Genomic DNA, 19509 nt, shown 5'->3' on the forward strand with positions numbered 1-19509 from the left:
CGCCGGACTCGCCGCGGCGGTCACGGTGATGGTCGACGACCCCGTGCAGCTGGACCTGATCGACGCGTCCCGCCCGGCCGGCCGCGGCGAGGAGGTCCGGGTGTGCCTGGAGCTGGACACCTCGTACGGCGGTCTGCGAGTCGTCGCCGGGCTGCGGCTCCGCGCCGGACGGGGCCGGGGCCTGATCCGCGGCCGGGGCGGACGCCGAGGCCGAGGTCCGGTCCAGCGACGGGACGGGGGCGTCGGACGGCGCCCGGTGCAGGACGGCGGTCCGCGGGGCGTCGTCGGTGTCCACGGGCGGTGCGGGCGGGGTCTGTTGGCCCGGCGGCTGTGGCTGTGCGGGGGGCTCGGGGTGTTCCACGCGGCGCGTGGCGGGGGCCGTGGTGCGGTCCGCCCTGGGCGGGGCGGGAGGGTGCTGCGGCGGCGGGGGTATGGGAGGGTTGCTCCGCGTTCCGGCGCAGTCGGCCTCGGTGCTCACCCGCGCCCCCTCGCGCCGCTCGCCCCGCGCCCGACCAGCAATCGGGGCAAGGTGGTCCGTATCCATAGAAACCGCCGCTGACCTGCTGGTTGCGGCGTACCGCCACTCTACGGGCTGGCGCGGGCGGGCCTCCAACCCCGTGTCCGTTCTGCCGCTATCTCCCCCTACCCAGTGGTAGGCGTCTCTGGCAGGCTGCCGCCATGTCCCGCTACCCCGCCGACGCGTATGGCGACAAAGCCCGTTACGACCGGGCGACCGCGCATCTCGACGCTCCGCTGGCCCTCGTCGACCTGGAGGCGTTCGACGCCAACGCCGCCGATCTGGTGCGCCGCTCGAAGGGCAAGCCGATCCGGGTGGCGAGCAAATCGGTGCGCTGCCGGGCGCTGCTGGAGCGGGTGCTGGCGCGCGACGGCTTCGCGGGAATCATGAGTTTCACCCTCGACGAGTCGCTGTGGCTGGCGCGTTCGGGGTTCACCGACATCCTGCTGGCGTATCCGTCGGCGGACCGCGCGGCGTTCGGCGAGCTGACCAAGGACGCCGGACTCGCCGCGGCGGTCACGGTGATGGTCGACGACCCCGTGCAGCTGGACCTGATCGACGCGTCCCGCCCGGCCGGCCGCGGCGAGGAGGTCCGGGTGTGCCTGGAGCTGGACACCTCGTACCGCCTGATGGGCAACGCGGTGCGGGTCGGGGCCCGCAGGTCGCCGCTGCGCCGGCCCGCCCAACTGGGCGCGCTGGCCCGTGCGGTGGCCCGCCGCCCCGGGTTCCGGCTGGTGGGGCTGATGGCGTACGAGGGGCACGTGGCGGGTGTGGGCGACGAGGTGGCCGGGAAGCCGGTGTTCTCACGGGCCGTGCGGGTGCTTCAGGCGGCGGCGCGCAAGGAGCTGGCGCAGCGGCGCTGGGAGGCGGTGCGGGCGGTGCGGGCGGTGGCGCCGCGCCTGGAATTCGTCAACGGCGGCGGCACCGGCAGCGTGCAGCACACGGCGGCGGAGGCGGCGATCACCGAGATCGCGGCCGGTTCCGGCCTGTACGTGCCGCGGCTTTTCGACAACTTCCGTTCGTTCAGCGGGCGTCCGGCGGCGCTGTTCGCGCAGCCCGTCGTGCGCCGGCCAGGACCCGGTGTCGTGACGGTGCTGGGCGGCGGCTATCCGGCGTCGGGCGCCGCGGGCGCCGACCGGCTGCCGGAGCCGCATCTGCCGGCCGGGCTGCGCTACGACCCGCAGGAGGGTGCGGGCGAGGTGCAGACGCCGCTGCTGGGGGCGGCCGCCGACCTGCTGGCGATCGGCGACCTGGTGTGGTTCCGGCACGCGAAGGCCGGTGAGCTGTGCGAGCGGTTCGCGCGGCTGCATCTGGTCGCGGGTGACCGGGTGGTGGAGACGGTGCCGACGTACCGGGGCGAGGGGCATACGTTCCTGTGAGCGCGGGCCGGGCGGCGTTGGCGCGGCCCGCGCTGCGGTGTCAGGCGTGGATGCGGTCGTGCTGGTCGGGCACGACGGTGCCGTCGGGGCGGCGGACCGGACCGGGGACGCCGTCGGTGTTGGTGTAGCCCTCGGTGGCGCAGGGGTAGGCGCCGGACTTGCGTCCCAGCGGCTCGATGAACATCGGGTTGACCACCCAGCGGTCGTCGGCGTTGTCGTAGCCGCGGCACATCAGTTCCGTCTTGTTGCGGTTGACGGCCAGGTGGGCGCTGGTGGCGTCGTTCACGAACGTGACGTCGGTGTCGGCGTCACCGCCGCCGATCGCGATGCGGTGCGCGGGGTCCTGCTTGCGCCAGGCTTCGGCGCCCTTGATGTGGAAGATCTCCTGGTTGATGAAGCAGCGCTTGCCGTCGATGTAGGGAATCGCGTCGCCCTTGCCGGTGGGGACGTCGCCGCAGCCCTGCATGCCGTACGAAATCCTGCCGTGCTCGGTGACGCTGCGGATGGCGATCGTGTGGGCGCGGTCGAAGCCGACGGACTTCGACCAGACCTCGGTGACGGGTTCGGATCCGGCGGAGACGATGTAGACGTCGAAGCCGGCCCGGCGCAGGGTGCGGACCAGGTCCTTCTGCTGCGGGTAGTAGCGCACGTAGGCGGGGAGCGTGTGGGTGCCGATCTTCTCGGTGCTGCCCACGGGCGCGGCGAGCGCGGCCTTGCGTCCGGCGGCGGCGTACGAGCGGAGTTCGGCGTCGGTGTGGCCGGCGAACAGCTGCGGCACCCAGGCGTATTGGGGCACCGTGCGCCGGTGGTTCCAGGTGCCGGCGAAGGCCGCATCGCCGTTCATGGTCTTCGCCTCGCCACGGATCTCCAGGATCTCGTCGGCGCAGCCGGCGTCGGTGGAGGTGGGCAGCGGGCTGCCGACGGGAACCGCGGTGCCGCAGGCCGCGGTGAGGGCGCGGTCGGCCGCGGGGGTGAGCCACTTGCTGGTGTCGCTCCAGCGGGCGGGGCGCAGGATCTTGTCGTGCCGCAGGGACCAGTTGATCGTCGCGTCGGTGACGTCGTTCTTGGTCATGGTGTTGTCCCAGTCGAACGCGGCGACGGGGGCCCGGCCGTGGCCGTGGGCGAGTTCCGGGTGGCTACAGGTGCCGCGGGTGTCGATGGCACGTTGCAGCTTGGCGCGGTTGTGGCCGTACCAGGGCAGGTCTCTGGAGAGCTGCGGGCAGTTCGTCCCGGGCCGGGCCGCCGCGGTGTCCTGGGCGGCGGCGGTGCGGGTCGGGGTGGCCGCGGTCGCCGGCACGCTGCCGGCGAGGAGCGCGGTCACGGTGAGGCCCAGGGCGAGGGCGTGCCTGTGGCGCATGAGTGCTCCGATGTGTCAGTGGGGGCAGGAGGACACCGGGGCCGGCACCACTGCGGTGCCGGCCCCGGTGTGATCATGCGACCTTATCGAGGAGGATCACACGGGCGTGACATACGCTCCGGCGATGCCGCCGTCGACGAGGAACTCGGCGGCGTTGACGAACGAGGAGTCGTCGCTGGCGAGGAAGGCGACGGCGGCGGCGATCTCCTCGGGCTCCGCGAACCGGCCGACCGGCACGTGCACGAGGCGGCGCGCGGCCCGCTCCGGGTCCTTGGCGAACAGCTCCTTGAGCAGCGGGGTGTTGACGGGCCCGGGGCACAGCGCGTTGACCCTGATGCCCTCGCGGGCGAACTGCACGCCCAGCTCACGGGACATGGACAGCACGCCGCCCTTGGACGCGGTGTAGCTGATCTGCGAGGTGGCGGCGCCCATCACGGCGACGAAGGAGGCGGTGTTGATGATGGAGCCGCGGCCCTGGCGCTGCATATACGGCAGGGCGTGCTTGCAGCAGAGGTAGACGGAGGTGAGGTTGACCTCCTGGACGCGCTTCCAGGCGTCGAGCCCGGTGGTGAGGATGGAGTCGTCATCGGACGGGGAGATGCCGGCGTTGTTGAAGGCGATGTCGACCGATCCGTAGGTGTCGAAGGCGGCTTGATAGAGCGCCTCGACCTGGTCGGAATCGGTCACGTCGGCCTGGACGAAGGTGCCGCCGACCTCGTCGGCCGCGGCCTTGCCCGCGCGCGCGTCGATGTCGGCGCAGACGACGTGCGCGCCTTCGGATGCCAGCCGGCGGGCGGTGGCCAGGCCGATGCCGCTGCCGGCTCCGGTGATCACGGCGGTACGGCCCACCAGGCGGCGGCACACGGGGGTCTGGTCGGTCACTTGCTCTCCTCGGTGCTGATGAAGACGTTCTTGGTCTCGGTGAAGGCGGCCAGCGCGCCGGGGCCCAGTTCACGGCCGAGCCCGGACTGCCCGAACCCGCCGAAGGGGGTCGAATAGCGCACGCTGGCATGGGAGTTGACGGAGAGGTTGCCGGCCGCTACGGCGCGCGAGACGCGCAGGGCGCGGCCGACGTCGCGGGTCCACAGGGAGCCGGACAGGCCGTATTCGGTGGCGTTGGCGATGCGGACGGCGTCGGCCTCGTCGTCGAAGGGGAGGACGACGGCGACCGGGCCGAAGATCTCCTCCACCGCGCTGCGGTCGTCGGGCCTGCCCTCCAGGACGGTGGCGGGATACCAGAAGCCCTTGCCCTCGGGTGCCTCGCCGCGGAAGGCGACGGGGGCGCCCTCGGGGACGTAGGACCGTACCCGCTCGCGCTGGGCCGCGGAGATCAGCGGACCCATGTCGGTGGCGGGGTCGGCCGGGTCGCCCGCGGTGAACGCCTTGACAGCGGGCTCCAGCAGCTCCATGAAGCGGTCGTACACGGTGCGCTGGACGAGGATGCGGCTGCGGGCGCAGCAGTCCTGTCCGGTGTTGTCGAGGAACGAGCCGGGCGCGGCAGCGGCGGCGGCCTCGATGTCGGCGTCGGCGAAGACGATGTTGGGGCTCTTGCCGCCGAGTTCGAGGGTCAGGCGCTTGGTCTGCGCGGCGCAGCGGGCGGCGATCTGCCGTCCGGTGGCGGTGGAGCCGGTGAAGACGACCTTGGCGACGCCGGGATGGTCGACCAGCGCGGCGCCGGTGACCGGCCCCTCGCCCGGCAGTACCTGGAAGAGCCCTTCGGGCAGCCCGGCCTCCAACGCGTACTGGGCGAGCCGCAGCGCGGTGAGCGGGGTGGTCTCGGCGGGCTTGAGGAGGACGGCGTTGCCGGCCGCGAGGGCGGGGGCGGTGCCCCAGGCGGCGATCGGCATCGGGAAGTTCCAGGGGGCGATGACGGCGACCACGCCGAGCGGTTCCTGGAAGGTGACGTCGATGCCGCCGGCGACCGGGATCTGGCTGCCGGTCAGCCGCTCCACTCCCCCGGCCGCGTAGTGCAGCAGGTCGCGGACGTTGCCCGCTTCCCAGGTGGCGTTGCCCAACGGGTGGCCGGCTTCGAGCAGTTCGAGTTGGGCGAGCGGTCCGATGTGGGCGTCGACGACCTCGGCGAAGCGGCGCAGGACGCGGGCCCGGTCGCCGGGCGGCAGGGCCGCCCACGTCTCCTGGGCCGCGGCGGCCCGCAGGACCGCGGCGTCGACCTCGGCGGGAGAGGTGGTGGGGACGGTGGCCACCGTGTCCTCGGTCGCCGGGTTGATGATGTCCAGCTCGTGCAGCACGTGACGGTTCCTTACATGCGCTCGAAGGAGCGGAAGCGCTCCCAGTCCGTGACGGCCGCGTCGTAGGCGTCCTGTTCGACGCGGGCCATGTGGCGGTAGTGGTCGACGACCTCGTCGCCGAAGGCGGCGCGGGCGATCGGGCTGTGCTCCCACAGCTCGGCGGCCTCGCGCAGCGTGGTGGGAACGTGGGCGGCGTCGCCCCTGTAGGCGTTGCCGGTGGTGGCGTCGGGGAGTTCCAGCTCGTGTTCTATGCCGTACAGGCCGGCCGCGACCATGCCGGCGACGGCGAGGTAGGGGTTCACGTCGCCGCCGGGCAGCCGGTTCTCCAGCCGGTGCGCGCGGCCGTGGCCGACCACACGCAGGGCGCAGGTGCGGTTGTCGGGGCCCCAGGCGACGGCGGTGGGCGCGAAGGATCCGGGCCGGAAGCGCTTGTAGGAGTTGATGTTGGGGGCGTAGAGCAGCGTGAAGTCGCGCATCGCGGCGACCTGGCCCGCGAGGAAGTGCCGCATGATGCGGGACATGCCGTACGGGCCGTCGTCGTCGGCGAGTACCGGCCGCCCTTCGGCGTCCTGGAGCGAGAGGTGGATGTGACAGGAGTTGCCCTCGCGCTCGTCGTACTTCGCCATGAAGGTGAGCGCCATGCCTTCCTGGGCGGCGATCTCCTTGGCGCCGGTTTTGTAGATGCTGTGCTGGTCACAGGTGGTCAGCGCCTCGTCGTAGACGAACACGATCTCGTGCTGGCCGAGATTGCACTCGCCCTTGGCCGACTCGACGGTCAGGCCGGCCGCTGCCATCTCGTTGCGGATGCGGCGCAACAGCGGTTCGACCCGGCCGGTGCCCAGGACGGAGTAGTCGGCGTTGTACTGGTTGGCGGGGTTCATCTGCCGGTACCCGCGCGACCAGGCGTCCTCATAGGTGTCCTTGAAGACCATGAACTCCAGCTCGGTGCCTGCGTACGCGCTCCAGCCGTGCTCGGCGAGGCGGTCGAGCTGGCGGCGCAGGATCTGCCGCGGGGAGGCGGCTACGGGTGAGTGGTCGTGCCAGGCGAGGTCCGCGGTGATCAGGGCGGTGCCGGGGTTCCAGGGGGTGCGGCGCAGGGTGGCGGGGTCGCCGTGCATCGCGAAGTCGCCGTAGCCGCGCTCCCAGGAGGCCATGGCGTAGCCCTCGACGGTGTTGAGGTCGACGTCCACGGCCAGCAGGTAGTTGCAGCCCTCGGTGCCGTGTTCCAGGACGGTGTCGAGGAAGTGGCGGGCGGCGAACCGCTTGCCCTGGAGCCGCCCTTGCATATCGGTGAAGGCGAGGACGACAGTGTCGATCTCCCCGGCGTCGACGAGCATTTTCAGCTCTTCGACGGAGAGCGGGGGCGTACGAGGTGCCACGGTGTTGCCTCCTGTCGCTGCATCCGGAGGTCATAAGGTATGCACATGGACCATTGCTTGGGAAGGGGCTGAGATGGACGGTGCGGCGGATCGGCTGGCACCCGTACTGCGGCCGGTACGGGCGGGCAACGGCTTCGAGGAGGCGCTGGAGCAGATACTCCAGGTCGTCCGGCTCGGCCTGGTACCGCAGGGCGAACGACTGCCCGCGGAACGGGAGTTGGCGGAGCGGCTGCAGATCAGCCGGGTGACGCTGCGCGAGGTGCTGAAGGTTCTCCAGGACGAGGGGCTGGTGGAGAGCAGGCGGGGCCGCTACGGCGGCACCTTCGTCCGGGTGCGGGCCGCGGGCCCGGACGAGGCCGGGTTGCGGCGCCGGATCGAACGGATCGACGTCGAGGACACACTGCGCTTCCGCGAGGTGCTGGAGTCCGGCGCGGCCGGCCTGTGCGCGGGCCACGGCCTGACCGGCGAACAGGGTGCCCGGCTGCGGGACGCGCTGACCGCCACCCGGGACGCGCCGCTCACCGACTACCGCAGGTGCGACACGATGCTGCACCTCACGCTCGCCGAGCTGTCCGGCTCCCCCTCGCTCGCCGCGCAGTACGCGGCGGTGCGGGCGAGCGTGAACGAACTGCTGGACTGCATCCCGCTGTTGGTCCGCAATCTGGAACACTCGCAGACCCAGCACGGCGTACTGGTCGAAGCGGTCCTGGACGGCGACGCGGACGGCGCGCGCGAGGTGGCGCGCGAGCACTGCGGCGGCACCGCGGCGCTGCTGCGCGGCTTCCTGACCGGGCCGCCGGCGTAACCGGACTTTCACCGCACAGGTCTTGCGCCGGGACCACGAACCCAGCAAAGGTATGCCGCTGAACCTTTGCTTCGGATCCGCACAGGTACCGAACACCCCCGGCGAGGCAGGAGCGGCTGATGGCCGACAGTACGGAACCGCAGAGCGCACCGCCCGCGACCTCCCCCGGCGGCGGAACACCGGCCGACGACACCTACCTGGAGCGCAGGTCGCTGCGCCGCGGCAGCGCGGGACCGCTGCTGCTGACCGGCCTGGGCGTCGCCTATGTCGTCTCCGGCGACTTCTCGGGGTGGAACAACGGCCTGGCCCAGGGCGGTTTCGGCGGTCTGGCCATCGCTGCCGTCCTGATGGGCCTGATGTACACCTGCCTGGTCTTCGCCCTCGCGGAGCTGGCCTCGGTCCTGCCGACGGCCGGCGGCGGCTACGGCTTCGCCCGGCGCGCGCTGGGCACCTGGGGCGGCTTCCTGACCGGCACGGCGATCCTCATCGAGTACGTCCTGGCACCGGCCGCGATCTCGATCTTCATCGGCGACTACGTCGAATCGCTCGGCCTGTTCGGCCTGCACTCCGGCTGGCCGGTCTACCTCGCCTGCTTCGTGCTCTTCATAGGCATCCACCTGTGGGGCGTGGGCGAGGCGCTGCGCTTCAGCCTCGTCGTCACCGCCGTCGCCGTGGCCGCGCTGGTCGTCTTCGCGGTGGCCGCGCTCACCGACTTCCACGTGGACACCCTCAACGACATCCCGGTCGATGCGGGCGCATTCGGCGCCTCCTCCTGGCTGCCGTTCGGGGTGCTGGGCATCTGGGCCGCGTTCCCGTTCGGCATGTGGTTCTTCCTCGGCGTCGAAGGGGTGCCGCTGGCCGCCGAGGAGACCAAGGACCCGGCCCGGGTGCTGCCGAAGGCGATGGCCGCCGCGATGGGCGTCCTGCTGCTGCTCGCGCTGATCACCTTCACCGCGGCGACCGGCGCCCGCGGCTCGGCGGCGATCCGGTCGGTGGGCGATCCGCTGGTGCAGGCGCTCCAGCCGCACGGCGAGCCGACGACCGTCAGCCGGATCGTCAACTACGCGGGCCTGGCAGGTCTGGTGGCGTCCTTCTTCTCGCTGATCTTCGCGGGCTCGCGGCAGCTGTTCGCCCTCTCCCGGGCCGGCTACCTGCCCCGCTTCCTCTCCCTGACCAGTCGCCGCAAGGCCCCCTACCTCGGCCTGCTGGTCCCCGGCGCGCTCGGCTTCGGCCTGGCGGCGGCCACCGGTGACGGTGCCCGGATGCTGAACGTCGCGGTCTTCGGCGCCACCATCTCCTACGCCCTGATGGCGCTCTCGCACCTCGTGCTGCGCCGCCGCGAGCCCGGCCTGCACCGCCCGTACCGCACTCCGGGCGGCATGCTCACCTCGTCCGTCGCCTTCGTCCTGGCCTGCTCGGCTCTGGTGGCGACGTTCCTGGTCGACAAGGACGCCGCCGTCATCGCCCTCGGTGTGTACGCCGTGGCGCTCGCCTACTTCGCCTGCTACTCCCGGCACCGGCTGGTGGCCGCGGCACCCGAGGAGGAGTTCGCCGCGCTGGCCGCCGCCGAGGCCGAGCTGGCACGCGACTGACCCCTCCCGCCGGCCCGAATCACCCGCCCCGCCCCGCACCCACGCACGGAGGACCCGATGTCCCGGCCACTCATCGGCATCAGCACCTACCTGGAGGACGAGGCGCGGTGGGGCGTGTGGACGCTGCCCGCCGCGGTGCTGCCCGCCGGCTATCACCGGATGGCCCAGCGCGCGGGCGGGCTCGCGGCCCTGCTGCCGCCGGACACCGCAGCGGCCGCGGCCGGCGCCGTCGCCCGGCTGGACGGCCTGGTGATCGCCGGCGGCGCGGACGTGGCACCGGCCCGCTACGGCGCCGAGGTGCACCCCAGGACCGGGCCGCCCAACGAAGCCAGGGACACCTGGGAACTGGCCCTGATCGAGGCCGCGTTGGACGGCGGCGTACCGCTGCTCGGCGTCTGCCGCGGCCTCCAGCTGCTGAACGTGCTGCGGGGCGGCACTCTCGTCCAGCACCTCGACGGGCACGCGGGGCCGCCCGGTGTCTTCGGCCGGCACGCGGTCGAGCCGGTGCCCGGGACGGCGCTGGCGGCGGTACTGCCCGAGCCGGTGTCCGTGCCGACCTACCACCACCAGTCCGTCGACCGGCTCGGGCGCGGGCTGCTCCCCTCCGGCCATGCCGAGGACGGCACCGTGGAGGCCCTGGAGCTGCCGGACGCGCGGGCGTTCACGCTCGCGGTGCAGTGGCACCCGGAGGCCGGTGACGACGACCGGCTGATGGCGGCGCTGGTGGCCGCGGCGCGCGAGCGGTCGGCGGCGCGCTGAGACACCGGCTCTCAGAGCTGGCGGCGGCGTCAGCGGGCCGCCGCCAGCGCGGCCGACAGGACCTCGGGCGCCTCCGCCAACGACGGTCCGTACCAGGTGAGATGGCGCCCGCTGACCAGCGCGGCGGGCAGCCCCGGGAACGCCTCCGGGCCGTCATCGGCCGTGAAACGGTACGGCTCGTCGGGCAGCACCACCAGTTCGGCGCCGCTCGCGGCCAGCTCCGCCCGCGGGATCCGCGGATAGCGCTCGGCGTGCTCGGCGTAGAGGTGACGCACGCCGAGCCGGGCCAGCAGGTCGCCGGCGAAGGTGTCGCGGCCGAGCACCATCCACGGCCGCCGCCAGATCGGCACGATCGCGGTCAACTCCGCGCTCCTGGACGGCAGTCGGTGCCAGGCGTCCCCGGCCGCGTCCAGCCAGTCAGGCCGCGGCAGCCCGCAGCGGGTGCGCACCCGGTCCAGCTCGCTCAGCGCCTGGTCCAGCGTGCGGATCTCGGTGACCAGCACGTCGAGGCCCGCGGCCCGCAGCGCGGCGAGGTCCTGCGGGCGGTTCTCCTCCTCGTTCGCCAGCACGAGGCCGGGGGCGAGCGCGGCGATCCGGGCCGTATCGGGGTTCTTGGTGCCGCCGACGCGGACGACGTCGAGGCCCTCCGGGTGGCTGCACCAGTCGGTGGCCCCGACCAGCAACTCCGGCGCGCAGGCGGCCACCGACTCGGTGAGCGAGGGCACCAGGGACACCACCCGGCGCGGGAAACTGTGACCGGTCATGGCCCCCACGGTACGCAACTGCCGTCTGCTGAGCACCCGTTACGCGACCCGGGCCCCCTGCCCCGGCTCCCCCGTCACAGATACGTCTTCACGGTGCGGCGCAGCAGAAAGGCCGCGCCACCCACCAGCACCAGCAGAGCCAGGCCGCCGGCCGCGTGCGTCACGCTCATCCCCGCGGCCCTGACGCCGCGCACGGTGACCGTCTCGGTGTGCCGTGGGCCGCCCGCGCCGCATTCGACGGTGACGGAGTAGCGGCCGGCCGTGGCGCCGCGGGCGACGGTGGCCGCTCCGGAGCTGCCCCGGGCCGACGGCCGCAGCGGCACGGTGCCGAACAGCGTCGACCGCGCACGCGCCGCCCCCTCCCCCACGCATCGCCCGTCGTCGCTGACGGTCACCCGCTCGCCGGCCGCCATCGGATCCGGGACGACCCGCGCCGAAGCGGCCGGAGCGGCAAGCGTCACGACGGCGACGGCGGACAGCACGGCTGCGGATATGTGCGCTGATCTCACGGTCTTCTCCCGCACCGGCCACGACCGCGGCGGCCGCACAGGAGGAACCGGCACCCACCGAGCACACCACCGGGCGCCGGGCAGCGCGACACGGGGACGGCCGCCGTTACGCCATCGGGCGGACCGGTCGGGGGACGGCGGGCCGGGGAGCCGGTCGCGGCGCGGGGCGAAAAGGGGCGGGCCCCGCTCCCGGCCGGATGCCGGGGGCGGGGCCCGCCGTCGTGAAGTGCGTGCCGCGGGGGGCTACTTCACGGGGGCCATCTTGTCGACGATGCCCGGGTGGGCGTCGATCCACTTCTGGACGCCCTTGTCCTCGTTACCCTTGCCGGCGTCCTGGATGTCCTTCTCCAGGGAGCCCAGCTCGTCGGGCGTCATCTTCCAGTTCTTCAACCAGCCCGAGAACTCCGGGAACTTCTCCGGGAAGCTCTTGTTGCCGATCGTCGTGATGTGGTTGTTGGCGCCCCAGGTTCCCTTGGGGTCCTTGAGCTTGGTGAGGTCGTACTTGCTGTACGCCCAGTGCGGGGACCACAGGACGACCGCGATGGGCTCCTTCTTCTGGTACGCCCGCTGCAGCTCGGCGAGCATGGCACTGGTCCCGGCCTCGGTGACCTGGAAGTCCTCCAGGCCGTACGCGGGGGCCACGGTGCTCTTCAGGCGCTTCATCTCGCCGGTACCCGGCTCGATCCCGATGATCTTGCCCTTGAACTCGTCCTTGTGCTTCGCCAGGTCGTCGAGGGTCTTGACGCCCTTGACGTAGGACGGCACCGCGAGCTCCAGCGACGTCTTGTCGTACCAGGGCCCGACGTCGACGAGATCCTTCTTGTACTTGTCCCAGTACTGCTTCTGCGCGACCGGGAGCCAGCCGTCGGTCTCCACGTCGATCTGGCCGGTCGACAGGCCGGTCCACATCGGGCCGACGTCGAGGTTGTGCAGCTTCGGCCGGTAGCCGCGCTTCTCCAGGACGTTCTTCCACAGGTACGTGGTGGCGATGCCCTCGTCCCACGCCGGGTAGCCGATGTTCGGGGACTTGCCCGCGTCCTTGCCCTTGGCGTAGGAGACGTGGCTGGACGGGGCGATCTTGTCGACCAGGCCCGGGTTCTTCTTGAGCCAGCTGCGCACGCCGTCCTGCTCGTGGCCGTTGCCGGCTTCCCTGATCTCGTTCTCCAGGCCGGTGAGCTGCCCCTCGTCCAGGTGGAAGTTCTTCATCCACCGGGCGACCTGCGGCTCGTCCTTGGAGAAGCCCTTGCGGCCCAGCATGTGCAGGCTGTCACCGGAACCGAAGGCGCCCTTGGGGTCCTTGAGCTTGGTGAGGTCGTACTTGTTGTACGCCCAGTGCGGGGACCACAGCGTGACGGCGATCGGCTTCTTGGCCCGGATGGAGCGGTCCAGCTCGGCGAGCATCGACGAGGTGCTGGAGTCCTGCACGGAGTACTCGCCGGACAGGCCGTAGTCCTTGAGGACCTTGTCCTTCAGGATCTTCATCTCACCGGCACCCGGCTCGATGCCGGTGATCTTGCCCTTGAACTCGCCGCCCTTGCCCTTGAGGTCGTCGAGCGACTTGATGTCCTTCATGTACGACGGGACGGCGATCTCCAGCGACGTCTTGTCGTACCAGGCGCCGAGGTCCTCCAGCTTGTCCTTGTACTGCTTCCAGTACGTCGCGTGCGTCGTCGGCAGCCAGGCGTTGGACTGCACGTCGATGTCGCCGCGGGCCTGGCCGGCGAAGAGCGGGCCGGCGTCCAGCGCCTGGAGCTTGGGCTTGAAGCCGCGCTGTTCGAGGATTTCCTTCCACAGGTACGTGGTGGCGCGGCCCTCGTCCCAGTTGACGTAACCCAGGCTGATCGAGCGGCCGTTGCCGTCCGTGCCACCGGTGCCGTTACCGCTGCTCTTGCCGAAGTAGCCCATCCCGCCGGCGACCAGCGCCAGCACGACGACGCCGACGGTCGCGAGCGAGGTGGCGGGCTTCCAGCGCAGGAACTTCAGCCCGCCGAGCGCGGCCTGCGCCTTGGCCAGGGCGCGTCGGCCGAGCGGCGAGACCCGCTGGTTGAGCGCACCGGTCATCCGGTCCAGGTACACGGCGAGGATGACGACCGACAGGCCGGCCTCGGCGCCCAGCTTCACGTCGACGGAGCTGAGCGAGTTGTAGACGGAACCGCCCAGACCGCCGCCGCCTGCCGTACCGGCGATGACGACCATGGACAGCGCCAGCATGATGACCTGGTTGATGCCGGCCATGATCGTGGGCAGCGCCAGCGGCAGCTGCACGCGGAAGAGCGTGCGCCGCGGGTGCGTGCCGAACGCCTCGGCCGCCTCGACCAGTTCCTCGTCGACCTGCCGGATACCCAGCTCGGTCATACGGACCGCGGGCGGCATGGAGAAGACGATCGTGGACACGATGCCGGGGACGACGCCGAGTCCGAAGAAGAGGATGCCGGGGATCAGGTAGACCATCGCGGGCATCGTCTGCATCAGGTCCAGGACCGGACGCAGCGCCCCGCCGACGGCGCGGCTGCGGGCGGCCCAGATGCCGAGCGGAACGGCGACCGCGATCGTGATGATGCAGGCCACCAGGACCAGCGACAGCGACGAGATGGTCTCGTCCCACTGCTCGATCGAGTCGATCAGCGCGAAGCCGATGAAGGTCAGCAGCGCGGCCGGCAGACCCCGCAGCCACCAGGCGATGATCGCGAAGATGCCGGCGAGGATGAGCGGTTCGGGCCCTGCAAGGACCGCGTGGATCCCGGTGTAGAACCCGTTCAGCACGGTCGTGACGAAGTCGAAGAGCCAGGCGACGTGAGCCGTGAGCCAGTCGACGGCGTCGCTGGCCCAGCTGCCTATCGGAACTCTAGGCACCGGTGATCACCTTGCCCTCGGGGTCGTGGTCCGCGGGCGCGTTCCCGGGCTTCTTGTCCTGCGTGTCCGACGGCTTCCGGTCCGCCGGGGCGGGCACGGCAGCGGCGGTCGGCTGGTCGCCGCTCTCGCCGACGACGGCCAGCAGCCGGTCGGCCCGTACGACACCGACGAGCTTGCCCGCCTTGTCGGTGACGGCGACCGGGACGGTGCTGGTGGAGCAGGGGGTGAACAGGTCGACGATGGGGGTGTCGAGGCCGACCGTGGCGGGGGCGGCGGCGAGCAGGTCAGCGGCGGTGGCGAGCTTCTTGCCGTCCGGCGCCGTGCTGCCGAGCGCCTCAGCGGCATCGGTCATGATCGCGCCCGCGGTCAGCACCCGGGTGCGGTCGACGTCCTGCGTGAAGGAGGCGACGTAGTCGTTGGCCGGGGTGACGAGGATGTCCTCGGCGCTGCCGATCTGCACGATCCGGCCGTCCCGCATGACCGCGATCTTGTCGCCGAGGCGCATCGCCTCGTTGAGGTCGTGGGTGATGAAGACGATGGTCTTCTTCAGGGTCTTCTGCAGTTCCAGCAGCTGGTCCTGCATGTCCCGGCGGATCAGCGGGTCCAGCGCGCTGAAGGACTCGTCCATCAGCAGCAGATCCGCGTCGGTGGCCAGCGCGCGGGCCAGGCCGACGCGCTGCTGCATGCCGCCGGACAGCTCGTCGGGCCAGGACTTCTCCCAGCCCTTGAGGCCGGTCAGCTCCAGCGCCTCGTAGGCACGCTTCTCACGCTCGGCGCGCGGGACGCCCTGCACCTCAAGGCCGTAGGCGGCGTTCTCCAGCACGCTGCGGTGCGGGAAGAGCGCGAAGTGCTGGAAGACCATGGATATCTTCTCGGAGCGGACCTTGCGCAGTTCCTTGTCGCTGAGCGAGGTCAGGTCCTGACCGTCGAACCGTACGGTTCCTGCGGTCGGCTCCAGCAGCCCGTTGAGGGTCCGCAGCAGCGTGGACTTACCGGACCCGGACAGACCCATGACGACGAAGATCTGGCCCTCGTCCACCTCGATCGACGCGTCGATCACCGCGGCGGTCGTGCCCTCGGCGCGCAGTTCGTCGCGGTCGGCTCCGTCTTCGAGCCTGCGCACCGCGTCCTTCGGTCGTCTGCCGAACACCATGTACAGGTGCTCGGCTTGAAGCCTGGACACATACACCTCTCTTGTCGCACGAGAAACGACCTGCCACCCCCGTAGGCAGGTCGTGGAGCGGGACGGGATCCGCCCGCCTTTACCGGTAGAAAAGTTGAATCGCTTACCGGGTCCTCTCCGGGTGCGCGCCTGCCCCTCTTTATCTGGCTCAAACCGTTCCGTGACCCACTTCACATCCGCGTGACGTTTGGGGTATGCGGCATCATGCGGGTTGTGACTCGACGCCTGATGCTCCTCGACACCGCCTCCCTCTACTTCCGCGCCTACTTCGGCGTACCGGAATCGGTCAGGGCACCCGACGGCACCCCCGTCAACGCGGTGCGCGGACTGCTGGACTTCATCACCCGGCTCGTCCAGGACCATCACCCCGACGACCTGGTCGCCTGCATGGACTTCGACTGGCGCCCCCAGTGGCGGGTCGACCTGATCCCCTCCTACAAGGCACACCGGGTCGCCGAAGAAGCCCCCGAGGGCTCCCCGGATCCGGACGAGGAGGAGATCCCGGACACCCTGTCCCCGCAGGTCCCGGTGATCGAGCAGGTTCTCGACGCGCTGGGCATCGCCCGGGTCGGCGCCGCGGGCTACGAGGCCGACGACATCATCGGCACCCTCACCGGCCGGGCGGCGGGCCCGGTGGACGTCGTCACCGGTGACCGCGACCTCTTCCAGCTCGTCGACGACCGGCGCGGCATCCGCATCCTCTATCCGCTCAAGGGCGTCGGCACCCTCCAGATCACCGACGAGGCGCTGCTGCGCGAGAAGTACGGGGTGGACGGCTCCGGCTATGCCGATCTGGCGCTGCTGCGCGGCGACCCGAGCGACGGACTGCCCGGCGTGCCGGGTGTCGGCGAGAAGACCGCGGCCAAGCTGCTGGACGCGTACGGCGACCTCGCCGGGATCATGGCGGCGGCCGACGACCCGGCATCGAAGCTGACCCCGACCCAGCGCAAGCGCCTGACGGACGCCCGGCCGTACCTCGCCGTCGCTCCGGCCGTCGTACGGGTGGCCACCGACGTCGGGATCCCGGACGTCGATCAGGCGCTGCCCCGCGAGCCGGCCGATCCCGAGCGGCTGGAGGCGCTCGCCGCCCAGTGGGGCTTGGGAGGTTCTTTGCAGCGACTGCTCGACACACTCCGGGGGTGAACTGTTAGGTTAGGTAAACCTAACTCATCTTCGCGTCAGGGGAGACCGCCGTGGCAGCAGAGCGACCGGCCCGCAAGAAGCAAACGCTGCACCGCGCCGAGGTCCGGCGCACCGAGCAGCTGACCCCGCACATGGTGCGCGTCGTCCTGGGCGGCGAGGGGCTGGCCGCGTTCACGGCGGGCACCTGCAGCGACCACTACATCAAGCTGGTCTTCCCGCTGCCCGGCATCACCTACCCCGAGCCGTTCGACATCACGCAGATCCGTGCCGAGCTGCCGCGCGAGCAGTGGCCCAAGACCCGTACGTACACGGTCCGTTCCTGGGACGCCGAGGCCCGCGAGCTGGCCGTCGACTTCGTGGTGCACGGCGACGAGGGCCTGGCCGGGCCGTGGGCCGCGAATGCGAAGCCGGGCGAGGAGCTGCTGTTCCTCGGGCCGGGCGGCGCGTACGTCCCGGAGGCCGCGGCGGACTGGCACCTGCTCGCGGGCGACGAGAGCGCGCTGCCCGCCATCGCGGCCTCGCTCGCCCGGATGCCGGCCGGTGTGCCGGTGCACGCCTTCATCGAGGTGGCGGGCCCCGATGAGCAGCAGGAGCTGTCCGCGCCGGCCGGCGCCGAGATCTCCTGGCTGCACCGCGGCGACGCGCCCGTGGGCCGCGAACTGGTCGCCGCCGTCGGCGCGTTGGAGTTCCCCGCAGGGCAGGTGCAGGCGTTCGTGCACGGCGAGGCGGGCTTCGTGAAGGAGCTGCGGCGGCTGCTGCGGGTCGAGCGGGAGATCCCGCGCGAGGCGCTGTCGATCTCCGGATACTGGCGCAAGGGCCACGACGAGGACGGCTGGCAGGCGTCCAAGCGGGACTGGAACCAGCAGGTCGAGGCCGAGCAGGAGGCCACGGCAGCCGCGTCCTGACACACGACGGGCAGCCGACCGCCCGTCCCCCCTCGGCGAGGGCACCCGTCAGCGGGCGCCCTCGCCGTCTTCACGCGCCGACGCCTCCACCTGCACGAGCCGGCGCATGGCCGTGAGCACCACGTCGCCCAGCACCGTGCCGACCACCACGCGCTCCAGGAGCCGGTCGACCCCGTCGGTGTGCCCCGCGAACGCGAGATCGGCCTCGGCGATCCGCTCGCAGGCGTCCGCGTAGCCGTCCAGGACCTCTTCGAACGCGCCGTGCCGAGGCCCCGGTTGGTGGCCGGCGCGACGGCCGTCGCCTCCGCCGACGGATGACCGGGGGCGACCCGCCCCCGGGCTCTCGGTGCGCGCGGCTGCCGGCCGCCCTGGCCGCACCGGGTTCGGCGACGACCCTGGCCGCAACGGCCGGCCTGTCCCGCCAGAAGGTCAACTACCACCTGTGCGCCCTGGAACGGCACGGCCTGATCGAGCTGGTCGAGGAGCGCCGCAAGGGCAACGTCACCGAACGGATCATGCAGGCCACGGCCGCCTCCTACGTGATCTCCCCCGCCGCCCTGCCCGCGGTGGCCCCCGATCCGGCCCGCGCGCCCGACCCGCTGTCGGCCCGCTGGCTGCTCGCCCTCGCCGCCCGGTTGGTGCGCGAGGTCGGCGAGCTGATCCACGGCGCCCGCGCCGCCGACCAGCGGCTGGCGACCTTCGCCGTCGACGGCGAGAGCCGCTTCGCCTCGGCCGCCGACCGGGCGGCCTTCGCCGAGGAACTGAGCGCGTCGGTACGCCACCTGGCCGCCAAGTACCACGATGAGCACGCATCCGGCGGCCGCCCGCACCGGCTCGTCATCGCCCTGCACCCCAGCATCACCCGGCGCCCGGGCCCCACCCCGCCGTCCGCGCCGGATCAGCCATCCACCGAGGAGAAGTAACGAATGGGCAAGGAATTCGAGATCCGCCGGGAGGTCGTCCTGCCGGCCACGCCCGAAGAGGTGTTCGCCGCGGTGACGGCGGAGACCGACGCGTGGATGTTCCCCACGGAGAAGGTCTCCGCCGTCGGCGGCAGAACGCCCGAGGCCGACGGCGTCACCGCCTGGGATCCGCCCCACCGTTTCGCGGTCCGTGTCACGGGCGAGGAGGGCTGGTTCAACGCGCTGGAGTACCTGATCGAGGCGCGCGAGGGGGGCACGGCCGTCCTGCGCTACGTCCACAGCGGCGTCCTGGACGCGACCGGCCGGGACGACCGGTACGACGGCGTCGCCCTGCACACCGACTTCTACCTGCACACCCTCGGCCAGTACCTGCGGTACTTCGCCGGCCGCCCGGTCACCTTCATCGACGTGCCGGGCCCGCAGAACTCGCAGGCCCCCGACGCGTTCGCCGTCCTGCAACGCGCCCTCGGCGTCACCGGCACGGTCACCGCCGGCGACCGGCTGCGCGTCCAACTCCCCGGCGCCGAGCCCCTCGACGCGGTCGTCGACTACCGCACCGACCACTTCCTGGGCCTGCGCACCGACCACGGCCTCTACCGCTTCTTCGGCCGCAACGCCTTCGGCGGGCCGGTCGGCATCTCCCTCCACCTCTTCGCCGACGACACCCCGCACACCGCCGCCCGCCCGGACCCGGAGAACACCAGGACCACGTGGCAGAACTGGCTGGACGGCCTGTACGCACAGGGCGCCACGACCGGCTGACCGCCCCGCGGCGGGCGACGCACCCGCCCCCTGACATCCCGTCATTCGTGGTGGAAGATCTCCCGCATCGGCGTCCACCACTCCCCCGGCACCGCGCCCGCGGTCTGCTCCTGGCAGGGATCGGTCAGCTTCCACCACTCCTGGGTGGCGGGATCGGCGGCCATCCTGGCCAGGTCCGCCGCGTAGTCGTCGCCGACGTACTCGGCGTACGAGAAGAGCTGATCGCCCTCCAGGAAGATCGAGTAGTTGCGGATGCCGCAGGCGGTGAGGGTCGCGAGGACCGCGGGCCACGCGTCGGCGTGCAGCCGCAGATACCGCTCACGATGCTCGGCGCGGAGCCTGATCACCTTCCCGAAGCGCCGTATCCGCGTGCCGTCCCCGGCGTTGCTGCCCGCGCTGTGCGTCATGTCCGCTCCCGTCGTCCGCTGCG

Annotated in this window: 18 protein-coding genes and 1 pseudogene; 10 read left to right on the forward strand and 9 right to left on the reverse strand. The window is 71.9% G+C overall.

Features of this window, described 5'->3' with window-relative positions; genetic code table 11:
- Positions 1–190 (forward strand): annotated as a pseudogene (locus LIU39_RS22270) (amino acid deaminase/aldolase); the annotation flags it as partial.
- 488 nt (positions 191–678) lie between these two features.
- The gene (locus LIU39_RS22275; RefSeq protein WP_227048598.1) at positions 679–1896 is read left to right on the forward strand and encodes an amino acid deaminase/aldolase; all 1218 of its coding nucleotides are present in this window, start codon (positions 679–681) and stop codon (positions 1894–1896) included.
- 40 nt (positions 1897–1936) lie between these two features.
- Here LIU39_RS22275 and LIU39_RS22280 read toward each other — a convergent pair whose 3' ends face one another.
- The 4 genes from LIU39_RS22280 to LIU39_RS22295 all read right to left on the reverse strand — a co-directional run bounded on the left by LIU39_RS22280 (position 1937) and on the right by LIU39_RS22295 (position 6881).
- Positions 1937–3253 (reverse strand): HAD family hydrolase, encoded by a 1317-nt coding sequence (locus tag LIU39_RS22280; RefSeq protein WP_227048599.1) that lies wholly within the window; start codon positions 3251–3253, stop codon positions 1937–1939.
- A gap of 96 nt (positions 3254–3349) precedes the next feature.
- Positions 3350–4135 carry a 3-oxoacyl-ACP reductase gene (locus tag LIU39_RS22285; RefSeq protein ID WP_227048600.1) on the reverse strand — a complete coding sequence of 262 codons (786 nt, stop codon included), beginning with the start codon at positions 4133–4135 and terminating at the stop codon, positions 3350–3352.
- Positions 4132–5502: an aldehyde dehydrogenase family protein gene (locus LIU39_RS22290; RefSeq protein WP_227048601.1), complete on the reverse strand. Its 1371-nt coding sequence runs from the start codon at positions 5500–5502 to the stop codon at positions 4132–4134. Before LIU39_RS22290 ends, LIU39_RS22285 begins: the two co-directional genes overlap by 4 nt.
- Positions 5503–5513: 11 nt before the next feature.
- Positions 5514–6881, reverse strand: a complete 1368-nt coding sequence (locus tag LIU39_RS22295; protein WP_227048602.1) for a glutamine synthetase family protein — start codon at positions 6879–6881, stop codon at positions 5514–5516.
- Between the two features lie 73 nt (positions 6882–6954).
- On the opposite strand from LIU39_RS22295, the gene LIU39_RS22300 reads away from it, so the two are divergent.
- From LIU39_RS22300 to LIU39_RS22310, 3 genes are all read left to right on the forward strand, one after another.
- Entirely contained in the window at positions 6955–7686 is a 732-nt protein-coding gene (locus LIU39_RS22300) for a FadR/GntR family transcriptional regulator (RefSeq protein WP_227048603.1), read from the forward strand.
- A 119-nt stretch (positions 7687–7805) separates the two neighbouring features.
- Positions 7806–9278 carry an ethanolamine permease gene (gene eat, locus LIU39_RS22305; protein WP_227048604.1) on the forward strand — a complete coding sequence of 491 codons (1473 nt, stop codon included), beginning with the start codon at positions 7806–7808 and terminating at the stop codon, positions 9276–9278.
- Between the two features lie 57 nt (positions 9279–9335).
- Positions 9336–10037, forward strand: a complete 702-nt coding sequence (locus LIU39_RS22310) for a gamma-glutamyl-gamma-aminobutyrate hydrolase family protein (RefSeq protein WP_227048605.1) — start codon at positions 9336–9338, stop codon at positions 10035–10037.
- Positions 10038–10066: 29 nt separating this feature from the next.
- Here LIU39_RS22310 and LIU39_RS22315 read toward each other — a convergent pair whose 3' ends face one another.
- The 4 genes from LIU39_RS22315 to LIU39_RS22330 all read right to left on the reverse strand — a co-directional run bounded on the left by LIU39_RS22315 (position 10067) and on the right by LIU39_RS22330 (position 15346).
- A complete protein-coding gene (locus LIU39_RS22315; RefSeq protein ID WP_227048606.1) occupies positions 10067–10801 on the reverse strand; it encodes a helical backbone metal receptor in 735 nt (244 codons plus the stop codon).
- A 74-nt stretch (positions 10802–10875) separates the two neighbouring features.
- Positions 10876–11310, reverse strand: coding sequence for a hypothetical protein (locus tag LIU39_RS22320; protein WP_227048607.1), 435 nt, complete (start codon positions 11308–11310; stop codon positions 10876–10878).
- A gap of 243 nt (positions 11311–11553) precedes the next feature.
- Positions 11554–14163 (reverse strand): ABC transporter permease/substrate binding protein, encoded by a 2610-nt coding sequence (locus tag LIU39_RS22325; protein ID WP_227048608.1) that lies wholly within the window; start codon positions 14161–14163, stop codon positions 11554–11556.
- Positions 14156–15346, reverse strand: coding sequence for a quaternary amine ABC transporter ATP-binding protein (locus tag LIU39_RS22330; protein ID WP_227048609.1), 1191 nt, complete (start codon positions 15344–15346; stop codon positions 14156–14158). Before LIU39_RS22330 ends, LIU39_RS22325 begins: the two co-directional genes overlap by 8 nt.
- Positions 15347–15574: 228 nt before the next feature.
- Between LIU39_RS22330 and LIU39_RS22335 the strand changes: the two genes are divergently transcribed.
- The 5 genes from LIU39_RS22335 (at position 15575) to LIU39_RS35015 (ending at position 19079) form a co-directional block, all read left to right on the forward strand.
- A complete protein-coding gene (locus LIU39_RS22335) occupies positions 15575–16489 on the forward strand; it encodes a 5'-3' exonuclease (protein WP_227048660.1) in 915 nt (304 codons plus the stop codon).
- Between the two features lie 50 nt (positions 16490–16539).
- Positions 16540–17394 carry a siderophore-interacting protein gene (locus LIU39_RS22340; protein ID WP_227048610.1) on the forward strand — a complete coding sequence of 285 codons (855 nt, stop codon included), beginning with the start codon at positions 16540–16542 and terminating at the stop codon, positions 17392–17394.
- Between the two features lie 180 nt (positions 17395–17574).
- Positions 17575–17712 (forward strand): hypothetical protein, encoded by a 138-nt coding sequence (locus LIU39_RS22345; protein WP_227048611.1) that lies wholly within the window; start codon positions 17575–17577, stop codon positions 17710–17712.
- Entirely contained in the window at positions 17709–18317 is a 609-nt protein-coding gene (locus tag LIU39_RS22350) for a winged helix-turn-helix domain-containing protein (RefSeq protein WP_227048612.1), read from the forward strand. Before LIU39_RS22345 ends, LIU39_RS22350 begins: the two co-directional genes overlap by 4 nt.
- Positions 18318–18320: 3 nt before the next feature.
- Complete coding sequence (locus tag LIU39_RS35015; protein ID WP_264483118.1) at positions 18321–19079, forward strand: SRPBCC family protein; 759 nt, start codon at positions 18321–18323, stop codon at positions 19077–19079.
- Positions 19080–19120: 41 nt separating this feature from the next.
- On the opposite strand, the gene LIU39_RS22360 is transcribed toward LIU39_RS35015, so the two are convergent.
- Positions 19121–19486 (reverse strand): L-rhamnose mutarotase, encoded by a 366-nt coding sequence (locus tag LIU39_RS22360; protein ID WP_227048613.1) that lies wholly within the window; start codon positions 19484–19486, stop codon positions 19121–19123.
- Between the last annotated feature and the right edge of the window lie 23 nt (positions 19487–19509).

The sequence above is a fragment of the Streptomyces pinistramenti genome, from assembly GCF_020564935.1.
GTDB lineage: Bacteria > Actinomycetota > Actinomycetes > Streptomycetales > Streptomycetaceae > Streptomyces > Streptomyces pinistramenti.